3 protein-coding genes and 1 pseudogene are annotated in these 2094 nt (G+C 68.5%); 3 read left to right on the top strand and 1 reads right to left on the bottom strand.

The features are described 5' to 3' along the window. Nucleotides 1-125 precede the first annotated feature (125 nt). A pseudogene (locus G3O00_RS42140) lies at nt 126-281 on the bottom strand (LysR family transcriptional regulator); the annotation flags it as partial. A gap of 96 nt (nt 282-377) precedes the next feature. Here G3O00_RS42140 and G3O00_RS42135 point away from each other — a divergent pair. The 3 genes from G3O00_RS42135 to G3O00_RS42125 all read left to right on the top strand — a co-directional run. After that, nucleotides 378-1016 carry a chromate transporter gene (locus tag G3O00_RS42135; RefSeq protein WP_206146544.1) on the top strand — a complete coding sequence of 213 codons (639 nt, stop codon included), beginning with the start codon at nt 378-380 and terminating at the stop codon, nt 1014-1016. After that, nucleotides 1013-1540, top strand: a complete 528-nt coding sequence (locus tag G3O00_RS42130; RefSeq protein WP_011353456.1) for a chromate transporter — start codon at nt 1013-1015, stop codon at nt 1538-1540. The genes G3O00_RS42135 and G3O00_RS42130 overlap by 4 nt, the downstream gene beginning before the upstream one ends. Nucleotides 1541-1597: 57 nt before the next feature. After that, nucleotides 1598-2094: YoaK family protein (locus G3O00_RS42125; protein WP_206146543.1), on the top strand; the 497-nt coding region annotated here is incomplete at its 3' end.

Raw genomic sequence — 2094 nt, 5'->3', positions numbered from 1 at the left:
CGAGCGGCCTCATAGCTCACTCGGCTATCTGACGCCGGTGCAGTTCGCCTTGGCGCACGATGCAAAGCAGCAGTTTTTAACCTTGGACTCTAACTGCAGTCCGGACTAAAACCGGGGGCAGGTCACACCGGCTTGCCGAGCCAGGCCTCGAACCCGGCGATCTGCCGGCTGATGGCACCGTGAGTCACATGCAGTTCGTCGCCGGCGGCGCTGAAGCTTTCATGTCGTGCCGCGGCTTCAAAGGCCCGAAGCGCGGAAAAGGGCGGGAGATCGCGTGCCATGCTTGTGATTCTAGATCACAAGGACGCGCCGATAAAATCGTTTTGCCGGTATTCCGAACGGCGGTAACCTCGGGTCACCGTTTGATAAGGAACCCCATGCAATCCGCTTCTCCGCCGGCTGCCCCGCCGCCGGCCGCATCCCCCCGCAGCGTCGGCCTCGCCGAGCTGTTCACCGGTTTCCTGTCGCTGGGCCTCATGTCGTTCGGCGGTGCGCTGCCGTTCGCGCGGCGCACCATCGTCGAAGAGCGCAAGTGGCTCTCCGCCGACGAATTCACCGATCTGCTCGGGCTGTGCCAGTTCCTGCCGGGCGGCAACGTGATCAACCTGTCGGTGGCCGTCGGCATGCGCTTTCGCGGTGTCGCCGGCGCGTTCGCCGGCATTCTCGGGCTGATCGCGGGCCCGACGCTCGTCGTCGTCGCGCTCGGCGTGCTGTACGCGAAGACGCAGAACGATCCGCGCGTGCAGCACCTGTTTGCGGGGCTCGCGGCGGCGGCGGCCGGGCTGCTCGTCGCGATGGCCGTGAAGGTCTTGAAGCCGCTGCGGCACGCGCGGGCGGCGGCCGGCATCGCGGCGCTCGCATTCATCGCAATCGCGGTGCTGCGCATCCCGCTGCTGACCGCGATGCTCGTGCTGACGCCGGTCAGCATCTGGCTCGCGTCGCGGCGCCGCGACGCGGGCACGCCGCAGCCGGCGCCGGCCGCGGCGCGCGACACGCAGCAAGGAGGCCGGCCATGAACGACACGCTGATCGCCATCGCGACGATCTTCAGCCAGTTGTCGCTGCTCGCGTTCGGCGGCGGCAACACGATCCTGCCGGAGATGCAGCGGCAGGTCGTCGATGTCCATCACTGGATGAGCGCGCACGAGTTCACCTCGCTGTTCGCGCTGGCCCAGGCGGCGCCCGGGCCGAACATGATGATCGTGTCGCTGGTCGGCTGGCACGTGGCCGGCTGGAGCGGGCTGCTGGTCGCGTCGCTCGCGAAGTTCGGGCCGTCGTCGATCGTCACCGTGCTCGCGCTGCATGCGTGGGAGCGCTTTCGCGACCGGCCGTGGCGCCGCTACGTGCAGCAGGGGATGATGCCAGTCACCGCCGGGCTCGTCGCGGCGAGCGCGGTGCTGATTTCCGAGGCGTCGAACCGCACCGCGATCCAGTGGGGCATCACGGCCGCGTGCGCGGTGCTCGCGTGGCGCACACGCATTCATCCGCTGTGGCTGCTCGCGGGCGGCGCGCTGATCGGGCTCACGGGTATCGGGCAGTGACCGGCGCACACTGACCGCCCGTGCGCCATACTGGCGCGAATCTTCACGGGAGGCTCGATGGATCTCGACGGCGCCAGCCGCAATCTCACTGTCGCCGCGTTGCTGACGCTGTCCGGCGGCTATCTCGATGCGTACACGTATGTCGGCCACGGCCACGTGTTCGCGAACACGATGACCGGCAACGTCGCGCTGCTCGGCATCAACCTGTCGGCCGGCGAATGGGCCGCCGCGCTGCATCACGTGCCGCCGCTCGTCGGCTTCGTGATCGCGGTGTTCGTCGCGCACCTGCTCGGCATCGCCGCGCAGCGCGGCTGGATGAAGCACACGGCGTTCGCGTGCCTGCTCGTCGAGATCGCCTTTCTCGGCGTCGCCGCGAGCGGCCTCGTCGGCGCGTCGAGCGCCTGGCTGATCCCCGGCATTTCGTTCGTCGCGACGCTGCAGACGCTGTCGTTCACCCACCTCGAGGAACTGTCGTACACGTCGGTGATGACCACCGGCAACCTGCGGCGCGCCGCGCAGAAGCTGTTCGTCGGGCTGATCCCGCGCTACGACGA

The organism is Burkholderia sp. Ac-20384 (assembly GCF_017104605.1).
GTDB classification, from domain to species: domain Bacteria; phylum Pseudomonadota; class Gammaproteobacteria; order Burkholderiales; family Burkholderiaceae; genus Burkholderia; species Burkholderia lata.
This window is presented reverse-complemented; position numbering and strand designations above follow the sequence as displayed.

Coding starts and splice junctions, on each gene's coding strand:
- G3O00_RS42135 (WP_206146544.1), top strand. CDS start 378: ATGCAATCCGCTTCTCCGCCGGCTGCCCCGCCGCCGGCCGCATCCCCC.
- G3O00_RS42130 (WP_011353456.1), top strand. CDS start 1,013: ATGAACGACACGCTGATCGCCATCGCGACGATCTTCAGCCAGTTGTCG.